General features: G+C 70.3%; 18 protein-coding genes. 9 read left to right on the forward strand and 9 right to left on the reverse strand.

All coding sequences use genetic code 11. The annotated features are described in order from the left end of the window. Window positions 1–8 precede the first annotated feature (8 nt). Window positions 9–1,100, forward strand: coding sequence for an Rv2578c family radical SAM protein (locus tag HOW07_RS06405; RefSeq protein WP_175116368.1), 1,092 nt, complete (start codon window positions 9–11; stop codon window positions 1,098–1,100). Window positions 1,101–1,169: 69 nt separating this feature from the next. Here the strand turns inward: HOW07_RS06405 and HOW07_RS06410 are convergent, their stop codons facing one another. Further along, window positions 1,170–1,592 (reverse strand): GNAT family acetyltransferase, encoded by a 423-nt coding sequence (locus tag HOW07_RS06410; protein WP_175116369.1) that lies wholly within the window; start codon window positions 1,590–1,592, stop codon window positions 1,170–1,172. 67 nt (window positions 1,593–1,659) lie between these two features. Between HOW07_RS06410 and HOW07_RS06415 the strand changes: the two genes are divergently transcribed. Beyond that, the gene (locus HOW07_RS06415) at window positions 1,660–3,177 is read left to right on the forward strand and encodes a carboxylesterase/lipase family protein (RefSeq protein WP_121291636.1); all 1,518 of its coding nucleotides are present in this window, start codon (window positions 1,660–1,662) and stop codon (window positions 3,175–3,177) included. Window positions 3,178–3,212: 35 nt separating this feature from the next. Here HOW07_RS06415 and HOW07_RS06420 read toward each other — a convergent pair whose 3' ends face one another. Both HOW07_RS06420 and HOW07_RS06425 read right to left on the reverse strand, forming a co-directional pair. Further along, complete coding sequence (locus tag HOW07_RS06420; protein ID WP_175116370.1) at window positions 3,213–4,613, reverse strand: exodeoxyribonuclease VII large subunit; 1,401 nt, start codon at window positions 4,611–4,613, stop codon at window positions 3,213–3,215. A gap of 117 nt (window positions 4,614–4,730) precedes the next feature. Beyond that, window positions 4,731–7,094 (reverse strand): DEAD/DEAH box helicase, encoded by a 2,364-nt coding sequence (locus HOW07_RS06425; protein ID WP_175116371.1) that lies wholly within the window; start codon window positions 7,092–7,094, stop codon window positions 4,731–4,733. A gap of 283 nt (window positions 7,095–7,377) precedes the next feature. Here HOW07_RS06425 and HOW07_RS06430 point away from each other — a divergent pair, with 283 nt between their 5' ends. Beyond that, entirely contained in the window at window positions 7,378–9,201 is a 1,824-nt protein-coding gene (locus HOW07_RS06430) for a glycoside hydrolase family 15 protein (protein WP_371743590.1), read from the forward strand. A gap of 54 nt (window positions 9,202–9,255) precedes the next feature. On the opposite strand, the gene HOW07_RS06435 is transcribed toward HOW07_RS06430, so the two are convergent. Then, complete coding sequence (locus HOW07_RS06435) at window positions 9,256–9,741, reverse strand: NUDIX domain-containing protein (protein WP_071262396.1); 486 nt, start codon at window positions 9,739–9,741, stop codon at window positions 9,256–9,258. A 65-nt stretch (window positions 9,742–9,806) separates the two neighbouring features. Between HOW07_RS06435 and HOW07_RS06440 the strand changes: the two genes are divergently transcribed. Then, a complete protein-coding gene (locus tag HOW07_RS06440) occupies window positions 9,807–10,421 on the forward strand; it encodes an antibiotic biosynthesis monooxygenase (protein ID WP_175116373.1) in 615 nt (204 codons plus the stop codon). Between the two features lie 26 nt (window positions 10,422–10,447). Here the strand turns inward: HOW07_RS06440 and HOW07_RS06445 are convergent, their stop codons facing one another. Then, window positions 10,448–11,365 carry an AraC family transcriptional regulator gene (locus tag HOW07_RS06445; RefSeq protein ID WP_158596593.1) on the reverse strand — a complete coding sequence of 306 codons (918 nt, stop codon included), beginning with the start codon at window positions 11,363–11,365 and terminating at the stop codon, window positions 10,448–10,450. Between the two features lie 150 nt (window positions 11,366–11,515). Between HOW07_RS06445 and HOW07_RS06450 the strand changes: the two genes are divergently transcribed. Continuing rightward, a complete protein-coding gene (locus tag HOW07_RS06450) occupies window positions 11,516–11,998 on the forward strand; it encodes a hypothetical protein (RefSeq protein WP_064294230.1) in 483 nt (160 codons plus the stop codon). Window positions 11,999–12,044: 46 nt separating this feature from the next. Here the strand turns inward: HOW07_RS06450 and HOW07_RS06455 are convergent, their stop codons facing one another. Then, window positions 12,045–12,797, reverse strand: a complete 753-nt coding sequence (locus HOW07_RS06455; RefSeq protein WP_371743591.1) for an IclR family transcriptional regulator — start codon at window positions 12,795–12,797, stop codon at window positions 12,045–12,047. A 117-nt stretch (window positions 12,798–12,914) separates the two neighbouring features. Here HOW07_RS06455 and hutH point away from each other — a divergent pair, with 117 nt between their 5' ends. Continuing rightward, entirely contained in the window at window positions 12,915–14,531 is a 1,617-nt protein-coding gene (gene hutH, locus HOW07_RS06460) for a histidine ammonia-lyase (RefSeq protein WP_175116375.1), read from the forward strand. A gap of 107 nt (window positions 14,532–14,638) precedes the next feature. Here hutH and HOW07_RS06465 read toward each other — a convergent pair whose 3' ends face one another. Both HOW07_RS06465 and HOW07_RS06470 read right to left on the reverse strand, forming a co-directional pair. Continuing rightward, window positions 14,639–18,568 carry an efflux RND transporter permease subunit gene (locus HOW07_RS06465; RefSeq protein ID WP_175116376.1) on the reverse strand — a complete coding sequence of 1,310 codons (3,930 nt, stop codon included), beginning with the start codon at window positions 18,566–18,568 and terminating at the stop codon, window positions 14,639–14,641. Window positions 18,569–18,712: 144 nt separating this feature from the next. Beyond that, entirely contained in the window at window positions 18,713–20,155 is a 1,443-nt protein-coding gene (locus HOW07_RS06470) for a PLP-dependent aminotransferase family protein (protein ID WP_121291631.1), read from the reverse strand. Between the two features lie 63 nt (window positions 20,156–20,218). Here HOW07_RS06470 and HOW07_RS06475 point away from each other — a divergent pair, with 63 nt between their 5' ends. Next, a complete protein-coding gene (locus HOW07_RS06475; protein WP_175116377.1) occupies window positions 20,219–20,884 on the forward strand; it encodes a YitT family protein in 666 nt (221 codons plus the stop codon). Window positions 20,885–20,991: 107 nt separating this feature from the next. Here the strand turns inward: HOW07_RS06475 and HOW07_RS06480 are convergent, their stop codons facing one another. Next, a complete protein-coding gene (locus tag HOW07_RS06480; protein ID WP_175116378.1) occupies window positions 20,992–22,314 on the reverse strand; it encodes a cation:dicarboxylate symporter family transporter in 1,323 nt (440 codons plus the stop codon). Window positions 22,315–22,513: 199 nt separating this feature from the next. Here HOW07_RS06480 and HOW07_RS06485 point away from each other — a divergent pair, with 199 nt between their 5' ends. Both HOW07_RS06485 and HOW07_RS06490 read left to right on the forward strand, forming a co-directional pair. Continuing rightward, window positions 22,514–24,172: a sensor histidine kinase gene (locus tag HOW07_RS06485; RefSeq protein WP_175116379.1), complete on the forward strand. Its 1,659-nt coding sequence runs from the start codon at window positions 22,514–22,516 to the stop codon at window positions 24,170–24,172. After that, window positions 24,169–24,876: a response regulator gene (locus tag HOW07_RS06490; protein WP_175116380.1), complete on the forward strand. Its 708-nt coding sequence runs from the start codon at window positions 24,169–24,171 to the stop codon at window positions 24,874–24,876. The genes HOW07_RS06485 and HOW07_RS06490 overlap by 4 nt, the downstream gene beginning before the upstream one ends. The last annotated feature ends 85 nt before the right edge of the window (window positions 24,877–24,961 follow it).

Here is a 24,961-nt window from a genome sequence, read left to right on the forward strand (position 1 = left end):
ATGGAGGCATGCGGTGGAGCGGACAGGAACTCGGGGTTGAGACGACGTCGGCGCTGCCTGGCCTCGCGAAGCTGAACAACCTCGTGCGCAGCGTCCAGACGCCGGAGTTCGCCGGGATCACCTTCCACGAGGTGCTCGCGAAGTCCGCGCTCAACCGCGTACCCGGCCAGTCCGTGATGCCGTTCGGGTGGACCATCAACCCCTATCGGGGCTGCTCGCATGCCTGCGTGTACTGCTTCGCCCGACCGACGCATTCGTATCTGGACCTCGACGCCGGGAAGGACTTCGACTCGCAGCTCATCGTCAAGGTGAACGTCGCCGAGGTCCTCGAGAAGGAGCTCGCGAAGGCGAGCTGGGGCAGGCACCCGGTGGCGCTCGGCACGAACACCGACCCGTATCAGCGCGCCGAGGGCAAGTACCGGCTCATGCCGGGGATCATCAATGCCCTCGCCGACTCGGGGACGCCGTTCTCGATCCTGACGAAGGGCACGCTGCTCCGGCGAGACCTGCCCCTTCTGGCCGAGGTCGCTCAGCGCGTACCCGTCGACCTCGCCATGTCGATCGCCATCTACGACGACGAGCTCCAGCAGTCGATCGAACCCGGAACCCCGACGGCGGCGGCCAGACTCGCGACGGTCCGCGCTGCTGCCGACCTCGGCTTCGACGTCGGGGTCTTCATGATGCCGATCCTCCCCTACCTGACCGACACCGTCGACCACCTCGACCTCGCCCTGTCGCGCATCCGCGAGGCCGGCGCGAGCACCGTCCTCTTCTCGACCCTGTACCTGAAGGCCGGCGTCAAACCCTGGTTCATGCAGTGGCTGTCGCGGGAGCACCCCGAGCTCGTCGACCGCTACACCTCGATGTACGCCGACGGCACCTACGCCCCGAAGGAGTACCGGAAGTGGCTCGCCGCGCGCATCCGCCCGATGATCCGCGAGCACGGGCTCGAGCGCGGCATCGAAGACCCCGCCACCGGAGGTGTCCGCTCGTCGGCGCTCGGCATGTTGCGCGACGGGTACGGCGAGCGGGCCGAGCTGCGCAAGCGCGCCCCGGAGTTCGTCACGACCGGCCTGCAGGTCCAGCCGACCCTCTTCTGACCCCGTTCGTTCGCCCATTCTCGGGCGAACGAGAACTCCCTCGCCCAAGAATGGGCGAACGAACCGGCGTCAGGCGTCGGGGATGAGGCGCTTGCTGAGGAGCGCGACCTCGTCGGTGCCGTAGCCGAGCGCCTCGTAGAAGCCGATCACCCGGTCGTTACCCGTCCTGACCATGAGGTTGATCTTCGGGCACCCGAGTTCGGTGAGCAGGCGTTCGGCCTCGGTCATGAGCTGCCGTCCGAGCCCGCCGCCCTGCTGGGCCGGCGACACCGCCAGGTAGTGCACCCAACCGCGGTGGCCGTCGTACCCCACCATCGCGGTGCCGACGAGGGCGCCGTCGGCATCCGCCGCGACGAGGAACAGCTCGGGCTGCGTCGTCGACTTGCGCTCGATGTCCTTCGCCGGGTCGTTCCACGGTCGGGTGAGCCCGACAGCGTGCCAGAGGGCGATGACGGCCTCGGTGTCGGACGGCGTGAAGGGACGGATCTGCATCAGCCCAGTCTTCCGCACGCGCGGCGTCGATACAGTTGGTCACCCGAGCATCGACGAACGGACCCGTATGAGCATCGACCCTGGCCTGGAACCGACCGGCGAACCGATCCCGGCGCCTGACGGATCGACACCGGTCACCATCGCCACCGGCAGCGGCCCGATCACCGGGCTCACCGAAGCCGGTGTCTCCCGATTCCTCGGTATTCCGTACGCGGCAGCTCCGTTCGGTGACGACCGCTTCCGACTCCCCCAGCCGGTCGTCCCCTGGGAGGACCCCCGCGATGCGACCCGTCCCGGTGCGACCGCCCCGCAGCCGCCCTACGCCGGCGCGGTCGGCGAGCTGCTCGCCACCGTGACGGTGCCGGGCAACGAGATCCTCAACCTCAACATCTGGACCCCGGCCGAGCGGTCCGACACCCCGCTCCCGGTCATGGTGTGGATCCACGGCGGCTCGCTCGTGCACGGCTCCAACGCACTCGACTCGTACGACGGCACCGCGTTCGCGCGCGACGGCGTGGTCCTCGTCTCCGTCAACTACCGCCTCGGGTCCGAGGGGTTCTCGGTGCTCGACGACGTCCCGCTGAACCTCGGTCTCGCCGACCAACTCGCCGCGTTGACGTGGGTGCAGGACGAGATCGCCCGCTTCGGCGGTGACCCCGACAACGTCACCGTCTTCGGAGAGTCCGCGGGCGGAGCCTCGGTCGCGGCGCTCCTCGCGCACCCGGACGCCTCGTCCGTGATGCGACGGGCGATCATCCAGAGCGGCCCGCTGCGCTCGGAACCCCGAGAGCGCTCCGGCCGGATCTCGAAGCTCATGGCCAAGGACCTCGGCGTGCCGACCACCAGGGCCGGCTTCCGCCGTGTGCCGCCCGAGGGACTCGTCGGGGCCCAGGAACGGGTCATGGGTGGCGGTAACCCCCTGACCGGCGGTCCGGGGTTCTCGATCACGACGTCGTCACCACTCGCGCCGCTGAGTCCGCTGGATGCCCTGGTGTCGGGCGGCTCCGCCGACATCCCCGTGCTCATCGGGACGACGACGGAGGAGCACCGCCTGTTCCTCGTCCCGACCGGTATCTCCCGGCGGATCACGCGTCTCCAGCTGTTCGCGGCGCGACTGCGCTTCGGGGTGAGTGCCTCGGCCGTGCGCACCTTCCGCCGCAACCGTCCGAAGGCGAAGTCCGGGGAGATCCTCGGGGCGATCGCGACCGACATCCTGCTCCGCGTACCGCTCAATCAACTCGCGGACGCACGCGCCGACAACGGCTCGGACACCTGGGTGTACGAGTTCGCCTGGCGGAGCCCGGTCGGCGGGGACGGCGAAGGTGAGCTCGGTGCGGCCCACGCGATGGAGATCGGCTTCGTCTTCGACCACCTCGACTCCCCGGAGGCCGTCCGGATGGCTGGCCGCTCGGCCCCGCAGTCGCTCGCGACCGCGATGCACGACGCCTGGGTCGCGTTCGCGAAGGCAGGCGACCCGGGCTGGCAGCGCTGGGACGCCACCCGCCCGGTCCGGACCTTCGACGGGGTCGACGACGCCGTCGTCCTCGCCCCGCGCGACGACGAGCGGGCGGCCCTCACCCCCTAGCGGTCACCTGCCGGGCGGCAGGTCCACGAGACGACTCAAGCGGCGAAATGGCGGCGGAATTGCCCTGGAGTTCGCACCCCAGCCGCGGTGACGAACCACGACTCGTCATCGACCGGCGGCCAGCCTCGCTTCCGTTGCCTAGCGGTCACCCGGGTCGCGCGCCGCTGGGCTGACATGTTCCACACCGTCAGCATGAGGCTCGCCAGTGCCATCCAGCCCCAGGTCGCTGCTGCGGCCAGGCCGTTCTCGAGCACCGCCAGCGCTGAACCGGCGAGGATGAACGTGAGCGCCGCCCAGAGCATCGCCAGAATCGTTCCCCGCATCCGCACGCGATAGAGCGCCGCGGCCTTCGCCTCGTCGATACGTCGGCGGAATTGCCAATCCGCGGACTGCTGCGCGGTACGAACGGCCTCGTCTGGCCTCGGCCTCGCAACCGGCGCTGAGGTGGATGGTTGAGCAGCGCTCCGCGCTGAGCGCGGCGAACGCTCCTGAGCCTGTTCACGCGCCAGCGAGGTGATCAGACTTCCGAGCATGGTCGGCGTGGCCGCTGAAGCGAAGGCCGCTCGATCCGCGACGGTCTCATCTGCCCAGTGACCCACCCCGGTGAACACGGGGGCCGCACATTCGAGGATTGATCGGACGACCTGGACGTCGTCCAGCGCCGAGCGGTCACTCCAATGGCCACCTCCCCGATGGATCGCCACAACGACGTCGTCGGCCGGCTCGATCGAGTCGAGCGCCGCGGAGAGACCTGTCGGGTCGAACGGCACGGACCGCTGCTCCTCGAGGAGCCCTGCTCGAGCGAACCCTCGAGCGAACTCGTCCTGCGTCTGGGAGCTGGCCGGCCGCAAGGTGATGACCCGCTTCACCCGCACCCCTCGAGCGGAGAGCAGCGGTGCGAGATCCTTGGCACGGCCTCGGTACGGACGAGTGGCATCCCTCGCGCCGTACCGTTCAGGATCCTGCGCGAAGGCCGACTCGAGGAAGGATTGAGCCTCCGCTCGAGCCAAGAAGGCGGCTCCTGCGTCCGCGACAGCAGTCGTACTGATCTTCTCCACGCGAAGTTGTCGCTCGCCGCTTCGTCTCCCCGGCACGAAGCGACCGCTGACCGCGAGGACCTTGCCCTCGGTCAGGAATTCGAGGAGGTCCATGCGGAGGAAACCCTCGATCCGCTTCCGCTCATGCGGCAGCACCAGCATGGAGGTCCACTCGCCTCGCGGATCTGCGAGGTCGAACCAGGCCGTGCGCCGGTCGGCCGATGTCTGGGCGGCTCGGCACTCGCCGACCAGCGCCACGGTCCCGATCGCCGCAACTGCATCGGTGTAGAGCCTTGCGCCATGGCTCACGTCGACCGGTCGGCGGCCCAGCGGTCTCCGCGCGGCATCGACGACGCGTTCGGTTGCTGCTTCGACGATGGCTTCGCAGGATTCACTCATATATTTTGAGCCTACTCGTCACCATCGGCCGCTTCAAGCGATGCCGCAGAACGCCGACCGGAACGCGAGAACGCCCGCCGAGCGTGAGCTCGGCGGGCGTTCCTGCTGCGGTACGGACTACGCGGTGGCGATGTCCTCGACGAGCTGGTCACCGGGGGCGGCGTCGTCGAATGCGGCCTCGATCTCAGCGCGGTCGAGCAGTTCGGTCATCCGGCGGCGACGGGCCTTGGGGATGATCGTGACGACGCGACCGATCTTGCCGGCACGACCGGTGCGGCCGGCACGGTGCAGGTACGTCTTGTACTCGTCCGGGGCGTCGGCCTGCACGACGAGCGTGATGTCGTCGACGTGGATGCCGCGGGCGGCGACGTCGGTGGCGACGAGCACGTTGACCCGACCCGAGGTGAGCTTCTCCAGGTTGCGCGTGCGGCGCGCCTGGTTGAGGTCGCCGTGGAGCGAGACGGCGGGGATGCCCGCCATGCCGAGCTGCTCCGCGAGACGCTCGGCGTACGCCCGGGTGCGGGCGAACACGAGGGTCTTCTCGGTGCGGTTGACGAGCTCCTCGATGAGGCGGTCCTTGCCCTTGTGCTCCACCACCAGCACGCGGTGGTCGATCGTGGAGGACGCCTGGTCCTCACCGGCGACCTCGTGCACCGACGGGTTCGGGAGGAACTCGTTGACGAGGGCTGCGACACCCTTGTCAAGGGTGGCGGAGAAGAGGAGCTTCTGGCCGTCGGGCGCGGTGCGACGCAGGATGCGCTGCACGGGCTCGAGGAAGCCGAGGTCGCACATGTGGTCGGCCTCGTCGAGGACGGTCACGGTGACCTGCGAGAGGTCGAGGCGACCCTGCTCGATGAGGTCCTCGATGCGACCGGGCGTACCGACGATGATGTCGACGCCGCGCTGCAGTGCGCCGACCTGGCGACCCTGCGGGACACCGCCGTAGATCTGCGTGGTGAAGAGGCCGACGGCGCGCGCGATGGGCTGCACGGTGCGGTCGATCTGCAGGGCGAGCTCACGCGTCGGGGCGAGGATGAGGGCGCGGGGCTTGCGACCCGGCTTGCGGTTCTTGCCGCCGCCGTTCTCCATGAGCTTCTCGACGAGCGGGGCACCGAAGGCGATGGTCTTGCCGGAGCCGGTGCGGCCACGTCCGAGCACGTCGCGGCCCGCGATGACATCCGGGATGGTCGCCGCCTGGATCGGGAACGGGCTGTCGGCGCCGAGCTCGGCGAGCGCACGGACGATGTTGCCGCCGAGGCCGAGGCTCTCGAAGGTCACACCCTCGACGTCGCCGGCCTGGATCGCGTCGGCCTCGAGGCGCTCGAGCACCACGTCGTCCTGGGGCGTGTAGGAGCCGGCGTCGCGCTTCGGATAGTAGTCGCTGCCACGGCCGGCGTCGGACGCGCCGCGGTCGTCGAACGAGCGCTTCGGGCGGTCGTCGTACGAACGCGCCGGACGCTCCTCGAAGGACCGCTTGGGGCGGTCGTCGTACGAACGCGCGGGGCGGTCGGTGCGGTTCGCCTGACGCGGGTCACCCTGGCGAGCCGGGCGCTCCCCGTAGGACGGACGCTCGGTGCGGTCGCCGTAGGAGGGACGCTCCGTGCGCTCACCCCGGTTGTAGGCCGGGCGCTCGTTGCGGTCGCCACCACGGTTGTACGCGGGACGGTCGTTCCGGTCACCGTACGAGGGACGCTCGGACCGCTCACCACGGTTGTACGCAGGTCGCTCGTTCCGGTCACCACCACGGTTGTACGCAGGACGCTCGTTCCGGTCGCCGTACGAGGGACGCTCGGTCCGCTCGCCGCGGTTGTACGACGGGCGCTCGTTCCGGTCACCGTAGGACGGACGCTCGGTCCGCTCGCCGCGGTTGTACGACGGGCGCTCGTTCCGATCGCCGTAGGAGGGACGCTCGGACCGCTCGCCGCGGTTGTACGACGGGCGCTCGTTCCGGTCGCCACCACGGTTGTACGCAGGACGGTCGTTCCGGTCGCCACCACGGTTGTACGCAGGACGGTCGTTCCGGTCGCCACCACGGTTGTACGCGGGACGGTCGTTCCGGTCGCCGTAGGACGGACGTTCAGTCCGCTCACCACGGTTGTACGCAGGACGCTCGTTCCGGTCGCCACCACGGTTGTACGCAGGACGCTCATTGCGGTCGCCACCACGGTTGTACGCAGGACGCTCATTGCGGTCGCCACCACGGTTGTACGCGGGGCGCTCGTTGCGGTCGCCGCGGGGTGCGCGGTCGCCGCGCTCCTCAGACTCGAAGCGGGCGGCGCGCTCGGCACGCTCGTCTGCGTTCCAGCGGGACTTCTGCGGCGCTCCACCGGCGTCGGGACGGTAGCCGCGGTGGCCTTCGCTCTTGCTGCCGGACTTCGCGCCGGGGCGTGAGCCGAAGGGCCGCTTGTTCTCACCGTACTTGGACTTGGGGTCGAAGTTCTTGGCCGGGCGTTTGCCGGCGGGGGTGTTGTTCTTGGGCATGGAGAAATGCTTTCCGGGTTATAACTCGTTCGCATGAACAACCTGCATGACTCACACAGCGCCATCCGAAACCTCGGCTGCGCTGCGGCATGCTCATACCCGGGCGATCACTGGCCGGGGCCGTCCACATCATGTGTGTGTTCGCGGAGTTCTCTCCGACGAAACCGGCCCACCAGACTGACATAACCCTCCGCGGTACAAACGCGGTGTCTCGAGCCGACTCACCTACGTTACCCGATCCCCCCTGAGAAGTCACGGAGCATCGCTCCCAGGCACGCGCACGGTGGCGTGGCAGCATGGGTGCATGCCCAGCCCCATCGAGGATTACGCCCTCATCGGTGATTGCCACACCGCCGCGCTCGTCTCGTCGGAAGGCAGCATCGACTGGCTGTGCCTCCCCCGCTTCGACTCGCCGTCGATGTTCGGCGCGCTGCTCGGCACCGAGGACCACGGCTGCTGGACCGTCCGGCCCGCCGACGCTCGGGCGACGGCGAGCCGCGCCTACCTCGACGACACCTTCGTCCTCGAAACCGTCTGGACGACCCCCGACGGTCAGGTGCGCGTGACGGACCTCATGCCCCACGGCGACCGCCGGGCGGATGTGGTCCGCCGGGTCGAAGGACTCAGCGGCACCGTCGCGGTCGACGTCGAGGTGCGCCTCCGCTTCGGGTACGCCGACGCGATCCCCTGGGTGCGGCAGCTCCCGGACGGATCCGGGATCGTCGCGGTCGCCGGCCCCGACGCCGTCGTGGTCCGCGGCGTGCACCTGACGGCCTCCGATCACGCCCACTCGGCGACCGTCGAGGTCTCCGCGGGCGACACCGTCGACCTCACCCTCACCTGGTACCCCTCGCACCGCGAGGTGCCGGACCCGGTCGACGTCGGTCCGCGGATCGACCACACGATCGCCTGGTGGCGCGACTGGGCGTCCCGCTGCGATCCCGCCGACGAGTACGAGGACGCGGTCGTGCGGTCGCTGCTCGTCCTCCGCGCGCTCACACACGAGGACACCGGGGGCATCGTCGCCGCCGCGACCACGAGCCTGCCGGAGTCGTTCGGGGGCGTCCGCAACTGGGACTACCGCTACGTCTGGCTGCGCGACGCCTCGCTGACCCTCGAAGCCCTCATGCAGCACGGCTTCACCGAGGAGGCGCACGACTGGCGCAGGTGGCTCCTCCGGGCGATCGCCGGTGATCCGAACGACCTGCAGATCATGTACGGCCTCGCGGGCGAACGCCACCTCGTGGAGGAGGAGCTCGACAGCCTCCCCGGCTACCTCGGTGCCGCCCCCGTGCGCGTCGGCAACGGCGCCTACACGCAGTACCAGGGCGACGTCTTCGGGTCCGTGATGATCGCCCTCGACGAGGCGCGCTCCGTCGGTCTCGCGGACGACGACTTCTCGTGGAGCCTCCAGCGCGCCCTGCTCGGCGTCCTCGAGGAGCACTGGAACCGCCCCGACCGCGGCATCTGGGAGGTACGGGGCGACGAGCAGCACTTCACCCACTCGCGCGCCATGATCTGGGCGGCGCTCGACCGCGGCGTCCGCGCGGTCCGCGAGCACGGCCTGGACGGGCCCGTCGAGCGTTGGGAGGCCCTGCGCGAGACCCTCCGCGAGACGATCGAGCGCGAGAACGTCGACCACGCACGCGGGTGCTACGTCCAGCACGCCGGGACGACCGAGGTCGACGCGTCCCTGCTCGTCCTCGCGCAGATCGGCTACGTGGCGCCCGACGACCCGCGCATGCTCGCGACGGTGGCGGCCATCGAGGAGGACCTCCTCCAGGACGGTCTGCTCCTGCGCTACCGCACCACGAGCGGGGTCGACGGTCTGCCGGGCGACGAGCACCCGTTCCTCGCGTGCTCGTTCTGGCTCGTGCAGCAGTACGCGGCCTCGGGCCGACTCGACGACGCCCGCGAGCTGATGGACCGGCTGCTGTCCTTCCGCAACGACCTGGGCCTGCTGTCCGAGGAGTACGACGTGCAGCAGGCGCGGCAGGTCGGCAACACCCCGCAGGCGCTCTCGCACCTCACCCTCGTCCGAGCCGCCGATGCCATCGCCGCAGCCGCAGCCACCCCCTCCAGCCCGCGAACTGTCACCGAACGCTAGTCACAGGCCCCGGAACGAGCCTCACGTGACAGTTCGCGGGCAGGTGGGGCGACGTCAGCGGGTGAAGCGGGCCTCGCGCTCGTCGGAGGCGGCGAGCGCGATCCGGGTGCGGAAGTTCTGTGAGACCTGCTCGGGCAGGGCGTCGAGCGGGAACCACCGCGCCTCGGAGTTCTCGCCGTCGGCCGGATACGGCTCGCCCGACTCATAGCGGCATCGGAACACGAGGTCGATGTACTGCGTGATGTCGCCGTTGTCGTAGACGTTCTGCGGGAGCACCTGCACCTGGGCGAGACGCTCGGCGACCGCGACCACGGCCGCCTCCTCGAGGACCTCGCGCTCCGCCGCCACCGCGGGTTCCTCGCCCGGGTCGATGATCCCCGTGACGGGTGTCCACGCCCCGTTGTCCTGTCGCCGGACGAGCAGGACCTCGGCCTCGGGTGTCCCGAGACCGCGGAGGACGACCGCGGTCACCCCCGTCAACCAGAGCGGCGCGTGCCCGATCCGCTCGCGGAGGGCCAGTACGAAGTCAGGAGTCGCCATGCCTCGACTCTACGGGGGCTGCGGTGGGACACGAGATCGAAACACGAGTGCGGTCTACTGGGCGTATGGAACACGATCCCATCACCGTCTCGATCGAGCGACGCGTCAACCCGGCGTCGATCTCCGAGGCCACCATCTGGGTCCAGGCGGGCATCAACCTGGCGAACCGGTACCCCGGCTTCCTCGGCTCCGGCTGGGTGCGCGCGGGTGCCGAGAGCGACGTCTGGTACATGCTGTACCGCTTCGCGGACGAACAGACGCTCACCGACTGGGAGGAGTCGAAGGAACGCGCCTGGTGGCTCTCGAGCGGCCGCGAGTTCATGGAGCCGTCCCGCGTCGAACGGCGCAGCGGGATCGAGGGGTGGTTCGACGCGCCCGACGGGATCCTCCGCGTCGAGGAGGCCGAGCTCTCCGGCGACCCGGACCCGATCCCGCCGGCACCGCCGCGCTGGAAGCAGGCGGTGAGCATCTGGTTGGGCTTCTTCCCGCTCAACCTCGTCTTCACCCTCCTCGTCACGGCACTCGTGCCCGGTTGGGAACCGCTCGGCGTGTTCCTCCACGTGCTGATCTCGACGCTCATCCTGACGCCGATCATGACCTACTGGCTCCTGCCGCTCGTCACGAGGCTGCTGCGTCCATGGTTGACGGCCCCGCGTCGAAGCAGGCGTACCGCAGGCTGATCCGGCGGCCTGACGACGCTGCGACGTCAGGCGTCCTCCGCCTTCGTCTGCTCCCGGAACTGGCTCGGGCTGAGCCCGGTGTGCGCGACGACCGCTCGACGGAGGTGCGCCTGCGAGTGGTAGCCGCAGCGGGCCGCGACCTCGGCGATCGACAGGCCTCGGTGATCGGGGTCCGAGAGGAGGGCGAGCGCGAGCTGCACCCGCCGCTCGGCGATCTCGCCCGCGGCGCTCGTTCCCGAGCCCTCGAACACCCGTTGCAGGGACCTGGTCGACATGTTGAAGCGACGCGCCAGCGTCTCCGGTCGCAGCTCCCGCTCGGCGAAGGACGCGGCGATGTGCTCGATGATCCGGAGCCGGAGCGGAACCCGTCCGGCCTCCCCCTCGGCCCGGAAGAGGTCGTTCTCCGCGTAGAGCGTCGCGAGCATCGTGTCGATCACCCGGCAGAGTCTGAGCTGCGCGGCGCCGCCGATCGGCTCGAACGCGGAGATGACCTCCACGAGGAACGCGGCGCTCCCCCGCAGCAGCGGCGACGGCGCCAACGGGCCGAGGGCGCTCGTCGGGGCGATGCCGAGGCGGCGAAGCGCACGCATCGGCACGAACACGTACAGATAGGTCGCGTGGTCGTGGATCGTCGTCCGATACGTCTCGGCGCCCTCCGTGAGCGTTCCGGTCCCGGGGAGCAGCTCGAGTTGCTGTCGGCCGTGGACCAGGCTGGCCGCACCCTCGATGAGCATCACGATCGTGGCGACCGGCTCATCGAGCCCGTAGGCGTCGGCGAGGACGTCGAACGTCCCGGGCCCGACCGTGTTGCGATGGAGGACGTACTCGCCGAGCATGACCGAGTCGACGGTCATCGAGAACCGATCGGGGTCCACGTCCACGAATCGCAGCGCGCCAGACGCCTCCTGCATCCCGGTCGTCCCCTCGAACCGTCGTGTGGTCACGCGGCCGCGCGCAGGGAAGCGACCGGATAGGCCATCATCAGGTGCGGGCATCATCGGACCCTTCGAAGAGTCCATCCACCCTCGCACAGGGTTCCGTCCGAAACGAGGGGTTGCCAGCCGCATCGCACGGTGGTCGGCGATACTGGACTGATGATCTCCGCTGACCTCGCCCGAGCGCTCCGCACCGCCGGCCTGCGCTGGACCCCCGAACCCGGCGACCGCTTCACCATCGACGGCGGCGAGCTCGCCGGCGACGTGTTCACGGTCAGCGAGATGACCGTCGAGGTGCACGAGCACCCGGGTGGCCGCAGTTTCGGCTTCAACGGGACGACCGAGTGGGCGTTGGACTCCGTCGACCAGGAGGAGACGCTCTGGCTGCCGTCGGAGCACCAGCTGCGCGCTCTGCTGCGCGGCTCGTTCCGGTCGCTCGAACGCGCGGTGTCCCCGGCTGCGCCGACCGACGGCGAGCCGACGCTCGACGACGAACTCGACGTCCTCCTGTCGTTGGGCGACGCCGAGGCGTACACCGTCGTGGTCGAGCTCGGCGGCGAACTGCGACGGTTCAGCGCCGCGACGGCGCCCGACGCGTATGCGACCGCACTGCTCGAGCTCATCCTGCGCTCGGTCGCCTGACCACGGTTCCTGAGCCGCCGCACCGCCCGCCCGCTCCGCCGAGCGCTCAGCGACCTCGGATCCGCCGCGACAGCTCGGCGGCCGCCGGCTGGATCTCGCGGGCCAGCCACGCCGGATCGAGTCCCGCGTCGGCGTCGTAGGTGACCGCGATCGCCGCCGCCGGCCACCCCGTGTGGTCGCGGACGACCACCCCGACACTCGCGAGACCGAGCGTCACCCCGCCCGCCTCGCGCGCATACCCGTCCTGGGTCGTCTGGGTCAGGACCTGTCGGAGCTCCCGGTACCGCTTCGGCCCGTGGCCGGTGCGGTCGACGAACGCCGCCTGGTCGGGGAACAGGGCGCGCAGCTGGCCGGCCGGGAGCGAGGCGAGGATCGCGCAGCCGCTGGCGGTCAGGTGAGCCGGGAGGCGCACACCGACATCGGTGACGAGGTGCGGCCGACGCGGGGCACGCTCGTCCACGATGTAGAGCACGTCCCGGCCGTGCAGCACGGCGAGGTGCGCGCTCTCACCCACCCGGTCGACCAGCTCGGCGAGCAACGGGCGCCCGAGCATGCTGAGCGGCTCCTGCCGGGCGTATCCGCCGGAGAGCTCGAAGGCGGCGACCCCGAGCCCGTAGCGACGGGCTTCGGGCAGGTGGACCACGAAGCCGTGCTCCTGCAGCACGCTGAGGAGGTGGTAGACCGTCGATCGCGGGAGGTCGAGTGCCGAGGCGATGGCCGCGGCCGGAAGCGGGCCGCGGGCTCCGGCGAGATGGCTCAGCACGCGCAGAGTGGCGTCGGCTGCCGGGACCTGACTCACCGTTGACCTCGTCTCCGCGGCTCGGACGCGGCCGCCTGGTCGTCCACGTCTGTCATCCCAGACACGGACGACTCTACGCGCACCGCCGCGGTCGGCGTCCGGGTGTTCGATCGGAACATGGACATCCAGCCCGGCGCGACCCCGACCACCAGCGACCCGACGACCTCCGGTCGCCCGCATCCCGAGCCCGTCGATCCGACCTCGGTCTCCCTCGGCACCGGACCGCTGTCGATCGCCGAGGTCGTCGCCGTCGCCCGGCACGGCGCTCGGATCGACCTCGACGGCGAGGCCCTCGACGACGTCGCCGCATCCCGTCGGATCATCGAAGCGCTCGCCTCCGACCCCGAGCCCCACTACGGGATCTCGACCGGGTTCGGTGCGCTCGCGACCACGTTCATCGAGCCGGCACGCCGCTCGCAGTTGCAGGCGAGTCTCGTCCGCTCGCACGCCGCCGGCAGCGGTGACGTCGTCGAGCGGGAGGTCGTGCGTTCCCTGATGACGCTGCGGCTCTCGACGCTCATGACGGGCCGCACCGGGGTGCGGGTCGAGACGGTCCGCGCCTACGCGGCGATGCTCAACGCCGGCATCACCCCGGTCGTGCGCGAGTACGGGTCGCTCGGCTGCTCCGGCGACCTCGCGCCCCTCGCGCACTGCGCGCTGGCGGTGATGGGTGAAGGCGAGGTGACCGATTCGCACGGACGCCGTCGTCCTACAGCCGACGCCCTCGCCGACGCCGGCCTCGTCCCGGTACAGCTCGCCGAGAAGGAGGGGCTCGCGCTCATCAACGGCACCGACGGCATGCTGGGGATGCTCGCGCTCGCCGTGGACGACCTGCGGATGCTCCTGCGCACCGCCGATGTCGCCGCGGCGATGAGCGTCGAGGGCCTGCTCGGCACGGACGCCGTGTTCGCCGCGGACCTGCAGGCCCTGCGCCCGCAGGCGGGTCAAGCCGAGAGCGCCGCGAACCTGCGGTTGCTGCTCGACGGCTCCCCGATCGTCGCGAGCCACCGGGGTCCCGAGTGCACCCGGGTGCAGGACGCCTACTCGCTGCGCTGTGCCCCGCAGGTGCACGGTGCCGCCAGGGACACGGTCGACCACGCCGCGATGGTCGCCGAGCGTGAGCTCGCGAGTGCCGTCGACAATCCGGTGCTCACGCCGGACGGACGCGTCGAGTCGAACGGGAACTTCCACGGTGCCCCGGTCGCCTACGTGCTCGACTTCCTCGCGATCGCCGTCGCGGATGTCGCGTCCATGTCGGAGCGCCGCACCGACCGTTTCCTGGACCGGAGCCGGAGCAACGGCCTCCCGCCGTTCCTCGCACACGAGGTCGGTGTCGACTCGGGCCTCATGATCGCCCAGTACACGGCGGCCGGCATCGTGAGCGAGCTGAAACGCCTGGCGCACCCGGCGTCCGTCGACTCGATCCCGTCCTCCGCGATGCAGGAGGACCACGTCTCGATGGGTTGGGCGGCGGCGCGGAAGCTCCGGAGGGCGATCGACGGTCTCAGCCGGGTGCTGGCGATCGAGGTCATGACGGCAGCCCGGGGCCTCGACCTGCGCGGCCCGCTCGAGCCGGCCGTCGGCACGGGAGCGGTGCTCCGCCGGGTGCGTGAGCAGGTCACGGGTCCCGGTCCCGACCGGTTCCTCTCCCCCGAGATCGAGGCGGTCACCGCGCTGGTGCAGTCGGGTGAGGTCGTGCGGGCGGTCACCGGCGCGGTCGGCGATCTCCGCTGAGTCGGGCGTCACACGACGAAGCCCTCGGGCGCCGGTGTCGGCGTTTCCGAGGGCTTCGTGTCGATCCGCGTGAGCCGCAGCTCAGCGACCGAGCGGCAGGTGGTCGATCACGGCCACTGCGCGCGGCGGCGCTTCGGCCGTTCGGTGCCCGATGACGCTTCCGTACCGGGTGCCGTATCGGCACCGGGCGTCGACTCAGCGGCTGGCGTCGATTCGGCGTCGGTCGTCGGCATGGACTCGGTAGCTCGCTCAGACTCAGCAGGGAGCTCGGACTCCGCCGCTGGCCCCGGCTCCAGGGCCGGCTCAGGCTCAGCGACCGGCTCAGCGACCGCATCAGCATCAGCCTGCGCGTCTGGCTCAGGCTCCGCCGCTGGGGCGGCGTGCTCGCCGGAATGCGCGACCTCGTCCGCAGGGGCGTCGGAGACCGCGTCGGGGAGGGTGATCGCCTCGGTGCGCGGCAGCTCGTCACCCGTCGCCACATGCGCCCCGTGCACCTCGTGGGCTTCGTGAGCTTCGTGCGCAGCCGGGCGCGTCATCGGTCGATCCACCGCCGGCTCACTCGGCGCAGCGACCTGCGTCTCGGGTGCCGCACCCGAGTCCGTGGGAACCGCATCGGCCGGTCCGGCGTCCGCGGGAACCGAATCGATCGGGGCCTCCTCCGTCGATTCCGCGCCAGCGGGAGCGGCGGCATCTGGAGCCGCGTCGACCGGAGTCACGTCCACAGCATCCGACGGAACGGCCGCGTCAGGCGCGGTCGCCGTGGTCGCAGCGCTTCCACCATCGGCGCCGACGAGAGCCGGTTCCTCAGCAGGGACCGTCGCGGCCCGCGGCCCCTCGATCGCGGCGACCGTGCGCGCTGTCGGCTTCGGCTCGGCTGCAGCCCGCCGCTGCTCGCGACGTTCCCGGAACCCCTCGACGAGGTTGTAGAGGGTGGGGAGCACGACGAGCGTCAGGATGGTCGAGGAGACGAGCCCGCCGATGACGACGATCGCGAGCGGCTGCGAGATGAAGCCGCCGTGTCCGGTGATGCCGAGTGCCATCGGGGTGAGGGCGAAGATCGTCGCGAGCGCCGTCATGAGGATCGGGCGGAGCCGGCGTGCAGCACCGTGCTCGACGGCCTCGACGACCGTCATGCCGCGTCGCCGGTACTGGTTCACGAGGTCGACCAGCACGATCGCGTTCGTCACGACGATACCGATGAGCATCAGCACGCCGATGAGGGACGGGACGCCCAGCGGCACGCCGGTGATGATCTGGAGCCCGATCGCGCCGGTTGCGGCGAACGGTACCGACACCAGGAGTTCGAGCGGCTGCCGCAGCGAACGGAACGTCGCGACCATGATGACGTACACGATGAGGATCGCTGCGAGGAGCGCGAGGCCCAGCTGTCCGAACGCGTCGCTCTGCGATGCCGTGACACCCCCGAGGGTCGCCGTGGTGCCGGCGGGCAGCTTGACGTCGTCGATCGCCGTCTGCACCTCGGCGCTGGCGGTGCCGAGGTTGTCGCTGCCCGGAGTCGCGCTGATCGTGGCCGAGCGAAGCCCCTTGACGGTCGAGATCGTCGCGGGTCCGTCGACCTGCGAGACCGTCGCGAGGGCGTCGAGACGTTTCGGGCCGGTGGCGGTCGGGACCTCCGTCGCCGCGAGGGCGTCGATGGTGGTCGGTGGGTCCTGGGCGTCGACGTAGATGGTGAGCGTGGTGTCGTCGATGACGATCGAGCCCACCGTCGTCGGCTGCATGAGCTGCGACACGTACGCGCCGAGCGCGACCTCGCTGAACCCCGCAGCGGCAGCGGCGTCGCGGTCGACGGCCACCTGGACGTAGGGTCGCGATTCGCTGAGGTTGCTCGTGACCTGGTCGATGCCGTCGAGGCCGGTGACGGCCTGCTGGATCGCGTCGGCGGCCTCCGCGAGGTCGCTCTGCCGTGCGGAGGTGATGTCGATCTCGATGTCGCTCGACCCACCGAAGCCCGCGGACGCGGCGACCTCGATCTCGCCGACGTCGTCGAGGCCGGACAGGTCCTTGCGGACCGTCTTCTGGAGTGCCGTCTGGTCGGCGTCTTCGCTGGTCGTGATCGAGTAGGTGATGGCTCCACCGCCGCCGCCCGAGAACGCGTCGCGCAGGGAGCTTCCGCTCGATCCGATCGAGAGCTGGACGGTGTCGATGCCGTCGATGTCGCGCAGCTTCGTTTCGACCTGCTTCGCCGCCGCGTCCTGGGCGTCGAGGCTCGTGCCGACCGGCAGGGTCTGCGTGACCGTCAGCGTGTTCTGGCCGGAGTCACCCAGGAAGTTGGTCTTCATGAACGGCGTGAGCGCGAAGGTGCCGACGAGCACGAGCACCGACAGTAGCAGCGTGGTGACCGAGTGCTTGAGGGTCCAGTGGATGATCGGGAGGTACGCCTTCTGGAGCCGTGACGGCTTCTCGAGGTCGTCCTCGTCCTGCACGCTGACGCGACGCTCGCGTCGGCTCCGGACCGGTCCGGTCGTCGCGTCGGACGGCGCTTCCTCCGCTGCGGCTGCGGCTGCGAGCCGCTGGGCCTTCGGGGCGCGGAGGAACCAGTAGGCGAGCACGGGCACGATGGTGAGCGCGACGAGGAGCGAGGCGAGCAGGGCGATCGTGACGGTGAGGGCGAAGGGTCGGAAGAGTTCGCCGGTGACGTCGCCGACGAACGCGATGGGCAGGAACACGGCCACGGTGGTGATGGTCGAGGCGGTGATCGCGCCCGCGACCTCCTGGACGGCGCTGAGGATGGACCCGGCGCGCTGCGCGCCGGTGCGGTTGTCGCCGAACGAGAGGTGCCGCTTGATGTTCTCGATGACGACGATGGAGTCGTCCACCACCCGCCCGATGGCGATCGTCAGCGCACCCAGCGTGAGGATGTTGAGCGAGTACTCGGCGACCTGGAGACCGATGAAGGTGATGAGCACGGACGTCGGGATGGAGATCGCCGTCACGAGCGTGGCCCGGACATCGAGGAGGAAGACGAGGATGATGAGGACCGCGAAGACGAGACCGAGCAGGCCCTCGGTCGTCAGGGCCTCGATGGACTGCTCGATGTAGGGCGCCTGATCGAAGACGACGGTGAGTTTGGCGTCGGACCCGATGGTGCGCTCGAGCTCGGGGAGGATGTCGCGCACGCCCTGGGAGACCTCGACGGTGTTCGCCGCGGGCAGTTTCGTGACGGCGATGGTGAGCGCCGGCTCGCCGTCGACGCGGGAGATCGAGGTGATCGGGTCGTCGCTCAGGGCGACCGTCGCGACGTCGCCGATGGTCAGGACGGAGCCGTCGGCGGCGAAGGCGCCCGTGATCGGCAGGGCGGCGATGTCGTCGACCGAGGTGAGCTTCGTGCCCGTCTGGACGGAGAACGTCTTGTCGCCCTCGGTGATGTCGCCCGCGGGCTGCAGGGAGCCGTTCTGCTGCAGCGTCGTCCCGATGACCCGGCTGGTCTGCCCCGCGAGGGCCAGTTTGGCGTCGTCGGGGGTGATCGTGACCCGCTTGCCCACCTCGCCGACGATCGCCGCGTCGCGGACGCCGTCGACGTCCTTGATGTCGGGGACCACGGAGCTCGAGAGCACCTCGGCGAGGGAGTCCTGGTCGGCCGCACCGGACACGGCGATCTGGATGACCGGGAGGTCGTCGATGCTGCCGCTGACCACCTGCGGGTCGACGGTGTCGGGCAGGGTCGACTTGATGCGGTTGATCGCCTGGGTGATCTTCTGTTCGGCGGTGGCGAGGTCCGTGCCGTAGGTGAAGGTCGCGCTGACGAGGCTCGAGTTCGTGCTCGACGTCGCCGAGGTGGACTCGATACCGGGCACGCCCTGGATCGCGGTCTCGATCGGGGTCGAGACGTCGTCGTTGACGACCTCGGGTGCCGCACCCGGGTAGCTCGTGATGATCGCGAGCTGCGGGAACTGGACCGACGGGATGAGCTCCTGCTTGAGGCCGCCCACCGCCAGGACGCCGAACACGGCTGCCACGATGGTGACGAGCGCGATCAACGCGCGGTTCTTCATGCTGAGGACGGAGAGCAGGTGCACGGAGCCGCTTTCGGTTGTTGCGAGAGGTGCCGACTCTGCAAGTATGTCACCGCGCACCCGTCCGACGGCGGTCTCGCGCGGAGGCTGGACACGGCTCGCACGAGCACTGCGTGTGGAGCGGCGTCACGCTCGTCGGCGACGAGGTCAGACGACGTCTTCGAGGTAGTCCAGGGCCGGCACGTGCCCGAACATCGCGGAGTGCCACGTCTGCGTCAGCAGCTCGACCGCCTGCTCCGTCTGGGCCCACGGATAGCTGATCGGGATGCGCAGGTAGCGCTCGAACGCACCGTCGATCCCGAACCGCGGCCCGGCGACGATCACGAGCCCGTGACTCCGAGCCGCAAGCGAGAGCTGCGATGACGCCGCCTCGCCGAGGTTCACCCAGGTGGCGATCCCGCCGTCGACCCGCGGCACGGTCCACTCGGGGAGGCGATCGGCCAGGAGGTCGACGAGCCGGTCGCGGGTCTCGCCGAGCGCGACACCGCGCCGGGCGACGATGCCGTCCATCGCCGGCATCAACTGCTGGACGGTCAGCTGGTCGAGGATCGGCGTGCCGAGATCGCCCAGCGAGCGCGCCGAGACGAGCTTCCTGATCGTGCCGCGCTCGGCCCGGATCCACCCGATGCGGAGGCCGCCCCAGATCGTCTTGCCCACCGAGCCGATCGTGATGATCGACGCCGGCGCGCCCTCGAGTGCGGCGAACGGGGTGCCGTCGAGCCCCTGGTCCGTCGGCCGGTCGATGTCGAGTTCGGCCGTGGTCTCGTCGATCACGAGCACCGTCCCGTGCCGCTCGGCGGCTGCGGCGACCCGTCGGCGGGTCTCGAGCGGCATCGACGCCCCGGTCGGGTTGTGGAAGTCCGGCATGAGGTAGGCCATCGCGGGGCTCGTGCGTTCGAACCACTGCTCGAGCTCGCGGACGTCCCAACCGGTCTCCGAGGACACGGTCGCCGCGCCGAGTCTGGCCCCGGCCGCCCGGAGTGCCTCGTAGGCGTGGGGATAGCTCGGCATCTCGACGAGGACGCGGTCACCTCGGCTGAGCAGGGTGCGGGCGATGAGGGCGATCGCGTGTTGGGCCCCGACGGTCACCATGATCTCGTCGGGGTCGGTGGGCAGACCGCGCGCGGTGTAGCGGTCGGCGATGGCCTGCCGGAGCTCGGGCATGCCGACGAGGTCGTAGTCGAAGTCGTGCATGTACCGCGGCAGCTCTGCGGCGGCGGTGGCCACGGCGTCGATGATCTCAGGGCACGGCGGGACGGCCGCCTTGCTGAAGTCGAGGAACCCGCCCTGTGGCACGGGCGCCAGCGCAGTGGGCGCCGACGGCAGCAGGGTGACGCTGCCCGAACCGCGGATGCTGCGGAGGTAGCCCGCCTCCCGGAGTTCGCGGTACGCCGCGGTGACCGTGGTGCGGCTCAGCGCGAGCCGATCCGCCAGTTCCCGCTCGGCCGGCAGACGGGTGCCGACCGGGATGCGTCCGTCGAGGACGAGGAGTCGGATGCGGTCGGCGAGACCGCGGTAGGCGGGCGCAGCGGTCTTCCACTGCCCGAGCAGGGCGGCGAGCGATCGGGCACTCAGGGTGATGGAAGCCATTGAACCACGATACCCGGATTGGCCTCTAGCGCCAAAGCCAATCGTGCAATTGGATTGTCCACCATGACCCGTCGTGTGCTCCAACTCCTCATCGGCCTCTTCCTGTACGGCATCGCCATCGCGATGATCGTGCGCGGTGCGGTCGGGGTCGCCCCGTGGGACGTCCTCACCCAGGGACTCAATCTGCGGACGGGCCTGAGCTTCGGACTCATCACGATCATCGTCGGCGGGCTCGTGCTCCTCGCCTGGATCCCCCTCAAGCAGCGGCCGGGTGTCGGCACCGTCCTCAACGTCCTCCTCGTGGGGCCCTCGGCCGACATCGGGCTGGCGTTCATCCCTGCGGACCTCGACCTGTGGGCGCGCATCCTGCTGTTCGCCGGTGGACTGCTCCTCCTCGGCGTCGCCTCGGGCCTCTACATCGGCGGCAACTTCGGCCCCGGCCCGCGGGACGGCCTCATGACCGGCATCCACCGCGTCACCGGGTGGCCGATCTGGGTCGGGCGCACGGGCGTGGAGCTCGTCGTCCTCGGTGTCGGGTGGCTGCTCGGCGGGAACGTCGGCATCGGAACGGTGGTCTTCGCCGTGCTCATCGGCCCGATCTGCGGCTACACGATCCCGCTGTTCCGGATCGCTCCGCGGACGGAACGGTCGACCACCGCCGTGGACGAGGCGGTGCTCGAGGGCGACACCCCGCCGACGAAGCCGATCGTCGACTCCCCTGCGAACTGAGCACCCTTCGACAGGCTCAGGGACCGGGAGCGACAGACTCAGGGACCGGGAGCGACAGGCTCAGGGACCGGATGTCCGGCCCCTGAGCCTGTCGACGTGCCGGAGCCTCAGCGCTTCGCCACCGCGACTGCGCCTGTGTGATCGTCGACGCTCATCGTCGCCTCGTCGAACCGCGAGCGACCGGAGAGGACCTCGCCGACCTGCACCCGGTCGACCTCCTTCACCCACGTGCCGATGATGATCGTGGCGACCGCGTTGCCGGTGAAGTTCGTGAGCGCACGCGCCTCCGACATGAAGCGGTCGATGCCGACGATGAGGCCGACCCCGTCGACGAGGTCGGGTCGGTTGGCCTGCAGCCCGCCGGCGAGGGTCGCGAGACCGGCGCCGGTGACGCCCGCGGCGCCCTTCGACGCGATGATCATGAACACGAGGAGCGAGATCTGCTCCCCGAGGTTCATCGGGACACCCATGACGTCGGCGATGAAGATCGACGCCATGGTGAGGTAGATCGCGGTGCCGTCGAGGTTGAAGGAGTAGCCCGTCGGGACGGTGATGCCGACGACCGGCTTGGAGACACCGAGGTGCTCCATCTTCGCGATGAGTCGCGGCAGCGCAGCCTCGGAGGAGGAGGTGCCGACGATCAGGAGGTACTCACGGCCGAGGTACTTCATGAGCTTGAAGATGTTGAAGCCCGTGGCGAGGCGCAGGACCCCGCCGAGCACGATGACGATGAACAACGCACAGGTGATGTAGAACGCGATCATGAGCGTGGCGAGCCCGACGAGCGCGCTCGCACCGGCGGACCCGGTCACCGCGGCGATCGCTCCGAAGGCGCCGACGGGGGCGATCCACATGATCATCGCGAGCACCCGGAACACGAGCGCCTGGATGAGCTTGACACCGCGCAGGATCGGTTCACCCGTCGCGCCCATCTTCTGCAGGCCGAAGCCGACGAGCAGGGCGACGAAGAGGACCTGCAGGATGTTGCCGCCGGTCAGCGATGACACGAGCGTCGTGGGGATGATGCCGAGGATGAACTCGGTCGTGCTCTTGGCCTCCCCCTCCACCGGATAGCTCGTCTCGGCGAGGTTCAAGCCGGCGCCCGGCTGGATGAGGTTGCCGACGACGAGGCCGATCGCGAGCGCGAAGGTCGACATCACGATGAAGTACAGCAGCGCGAGCCCGCCGACCTTGCCGACGGTCGCGGCCTTCGCGATCGACCCGACACCGATCACGATGGTGCAGAAGATGACCGGGGCGATCATCATCTTGATCAGCGCCACGAAGGCGTCGCCGATGGGTTTGAGTCCCTTCGCGAACTCCGGGGCGGCGAGGCCGACGACGATGCCGGCGAGCACCGCGACGATCACCGCGAGGTAGAGGTAGTGGGTCTTGTCCAGCCGTTTCAGGGAGGAGAGCGTCATTGCCATTCCGGATCCGTTTCGTCGGCCGCGTCAGTGCGGCAGCGGGTGGTCGATCGACCCATGCTGCGACCACGTCGGCGGATCGGCCGGGTTGTGGTCGTAGTGGCCGCTTGTGGTCGTACTGGTCGCGGTCGGCGACGCCTGAGGCCCTCGTCACCCCCGATACTTGAGGGGTCGACGCGACGGAGCAGACGGAGGTGACGCGATGGCCGGTCGGTCCAGGAGCATCGCCTCGCGGCTCTTCCTCGTGCAGCTCGTCGCGGTCGTCGCGATGACACTCGTCGCCGGTGTCCTGCTCTGGTTCCAGGCCCGTACCGAGACCGAGGACCGCGCGGTCGCGAAGTGCCTCGACGTCGCGAACGGCGTCGCGGACAACCCCTACGTCGTCGCGCAGCTCGGCTCGGAACGCCCGTCGGACGCGCTCCAGCCGTACGCCGAGGCGCTCATGCGCGACACCGGCGTCGACTTCGTGACGATCATGGCTCCGGACCGCACCCGGTACACGCACCGTGAGCGCGACCAGATCGGCAAGCCGTTCATCGGCACGATCGGACCGGCGCTCGAGGGAGGGACCTTCACCGAGACGTACACGGGCACGCTCGGCCCCTCGGTCCGCGCCGTCGCACCGATCCGTGACGGCGCCGGCGAGGTCGTCGCCCTCGTCGCCGCGGGGGTCACGGTCAGCAACGTGTCGGAGACCTTCGAGACCCGGGTGCCGTGGTTGCTCGGGACGGCCCTGCTCGTGCTCGTCGTCGGCGCGATCGGCTCCTGGACGCTCCGCCGCTACCTCGCGCGGGTCACCGGGTCGCGCGGACCTGAGGACCTCGCCAGGATGTTCGACTACTACGAATCGGTGCTCCACTCGGTGCGCGAGGGGCTCGTCCTCGTGGACCGACACCGGCGTCTCGTGCTCGTCAACGACCAGGCGGCCGAACTGCTCGGGCTGCCGCTCGGTGAGCGTTCCCCGGGCGCGGTGCCGGTCGACGAGCTGCCGATCGACGCCGGCCTGCGGGAGCTCCTCGCGAGCGGGCGTCAGGCCGTCGACGAGATCCACCTCACACGCGAGCACGTGCTCGTCGTGAACCAGGAGTCGGCGGTCGGTCCGGGCGAGACGGCGGGCCCGCACCCGCGTGGCTGGGTGATGACGCTGCGCGACCACACCGAGATCGAACACCTGAGCGGCGAACTGGCGTCCATGCGGACGATGAGCGACGCCCTGCGCTCGCAGACCCACGAGTTCGCGAACCGGCTGCACACGATCGTCTCGCTCATCGAGCTCGACCGGCGGGAGGAGGCGCTCGACCTCGCGGCGCAGGGACTCGGGGCCAGTCAGCGGTTGACCGACCGCGTGCTCGCGGCGGAGCACGAGCCGGTGATCTCGGCCCTGCTGCTCGGCAAGACGGCGCAGGCGGCCGAGCAGGGGGTCGAGCTGCACCTCGAGAGCGACCCGGCGCTCGGACGCGTGCGCGTCGACCCGGCCGTGATCGTCACCATCCTCGGCAACCTCATCGACAATGCGATCGACGCGGCGGCCGGCGATCGCCCCTGGGTGGAGGTCTACCTCGGACAGGGGCTGCCGGACGAGCTCGGCGCCGGGCGGTCCGCCGACGCCGAGACGACGGAGCTCGTGATCCAGGTGACCGACAGCGGGCCGGGCCTGCCCCCGGAGGCGCTCGACGTCGCGTTCGCGCGCGGCTGGTCGACGAAGGAGCCCGGCCGATACGGTCGGGGGTTCGGTCTCGCGCTGGTCCAGCAGGCCGTGACACGGCTCGATGGCACGATCGAGGTCGTCCGCGAGCCGTCCTCGGCGTTCGTCGTGACGCTGCCGGCCGCGGTCGGGGTCCGGGACGAGGCAGGCACATGAGCGGGCACATCCGGGTCCTGGTCGTCGAGGACGAACCGATCGCCCAGCAGGCCCACGCGTCCTACCTGCGCCGCGTGGAGGGCTTCGAGCTCGCCGGTGTGGCGGGCGATGCGGCCACCGCGATGCAGGCGCTTCGGGCCACTGCGGCCGGTCGCTCCCCCGACGACCGGATCGACCTCGTCCTGCTCGACCTCAACCTGCCGGACGCGCACGGTCTCGAGCTGTGCCGACGCATCCGGACGGCGGGTATCGACGTCGACGTCATCGCCATCACCGCGGCCCGTGATCTCCGGATCGTCCGGGCGGCGGTCTCGGCGGGCATCGTCCAATACCTCATCAAGCCGTTCGCGTTCCCCGCGTTCGCCGACAAGCTGGAGGCGTACCGCTCCTTCCGGCACACGATGTCGGCGGAGGGCTCGGTCGCAAGCCAACACGAGGTGGACCTCACCCTCGCCACGCTGCGAGCGCCGTCCTCCCGTCCGCAGTTGGCGAAGGGCCTCTCGGAGGACACCCTGCGTCTGGTCTCGGACCTCCTCCGGCAGGCGGCCGGACCGCTCTCGGCGAGCGAGGCGGCGGCCGCCGGGTCCCTGTCGCGGGTGACGGCGAGGCGCTACCTCGAGTACCTCGCCGAGACGGGCGCCGTCGAGCGCTCGCCGCGCTACGGCACGCCTGGGCGCCCGGAGCTCGAGTACCGCTGGCGGTGAGCGGACGTCGGTCTCCACCCGGTCGCGCACCCCGGCCCCGGAGCCGCACCCGGTCCCCGAGCCACCCCACCCGCTCCCTGAACCA

The organism is Plantibacter sp. MCCC 1A11337 (assembly GCF_013349365.1).
In the GTDB taxonomy this organism is placed as follows: Bacteria; Actinomycetota; Actinomycetes; order Actinomycetales; family Microbacteriaceae; genus Plantibacter; species Plantibacter flavus_A.

What these genes read in the sequence shown, in the direction of transcription:
- HOW07_RS06470 (WP_121291631.1), bottom strand. Translation starts at nt 20,155, where the DNA reads ATGGCTTCCATCACCCTGAGTGCCCGATCGCTCGCCGCCCTGCTCGGG.
- HOW07_RS06420 (WP_175116370.1), bottom strand. Translation starts at nt 4,613, where the DNA reads ATGAGTGAATCCTGCGAAGCCATCGTCGAAGCAGCAACCGAACGCGTC.
- HOW07_RS06475 (WP_175116377.1), top strand. Translation starts at nt 20,219, where the DNA reads ATGACCCGTCGTGTGCTCCAACTCCTCATCGGCCTCTTCCTGTACGGC.
- HOW07_RS06425 (WP_175116371.1), bottom strand. Translation starts at nt 7,094, where the DNA reads ATGCCCAAGAACAACACCCCCGCCGGCAAACGCCCGGCCAAGAACTTC.
- hutH (WP_175116375.1), top strand. Translation starts at nt 12,915, where the DNA reads ATGGACATCCAGCCCGGCGCGACCCCGACCACCAGCGACCCGACGACC.
- HOW07_RS06405 (WP_175116368.1), top strand. Translation starts at nt 9, where the DNA reads ATGCGGTGGAGCGGACAGGAACTCGGGGTTGAGACGACGTCGGCGCTG.
- HOW07_RS06435 (WP_071262396.1), bottom strand. Translation starts at nt 9,741, where the DNA reads ATGGCGACTCCTGACTTCGTACTGGCCCTCCGCGAGCGGATCGGGCAC.
- HOW07_RS06450 (WP_064294230.1), top strand. Translation starts at nt 11,516, where the DNA reads ATGATCTCCGCTGACCTCGCCCGAGCGCTCCGCACCGCCGGCCTGCGC.
- HOW07_RS06490 (WP_175116380.1), top strand. Translation starts at nt 24,169, where the DNA reads ATGAGCGGGCACATCCGGGTCCTGGTCGTCGAGGACGAACCGATCGCC.
- HOW07_RS06485 (WP_175116379.1), top strand. Translation starts at nt 22,514, where the DNA reads ATGGCCGGTCGGTCCAGGAGCATCGCCTCGCGGCTCTTCCTCGTGCAG.
- HOW07_RS06415 (WP_121291636.1), top strand. Translation starts at nt 1,660, where the DNA reads ATGAGCATCGACCCTGGCCTGGAACCGACCGGCGAACCGATCCCGGCG.
- HOW07_RS06480 (WP_175116378.1), bottom strand. Translation starts at nt 22,314, where the DNA reads ATGGCAATGACGCTCTCCTCCCTGAAACGGCTGGACAAGACCCACTAC.
- HOW07_RS06440 (WP_175116373.1), top strand. Translation starts at nt 9,807, where the DNA reads ATGGAACACGATCCCATCACCGTCTCGATCGAGCGACGCGTCAACCCG.
- HOW07_RS06410 (WP_175116369.1), bottom strand. Translation starts at nt 1,592, where the DNA reads ATGCAGATCCGTCCCTTCACGCCGTCCGACACCGAGGCCGTCATCGCC.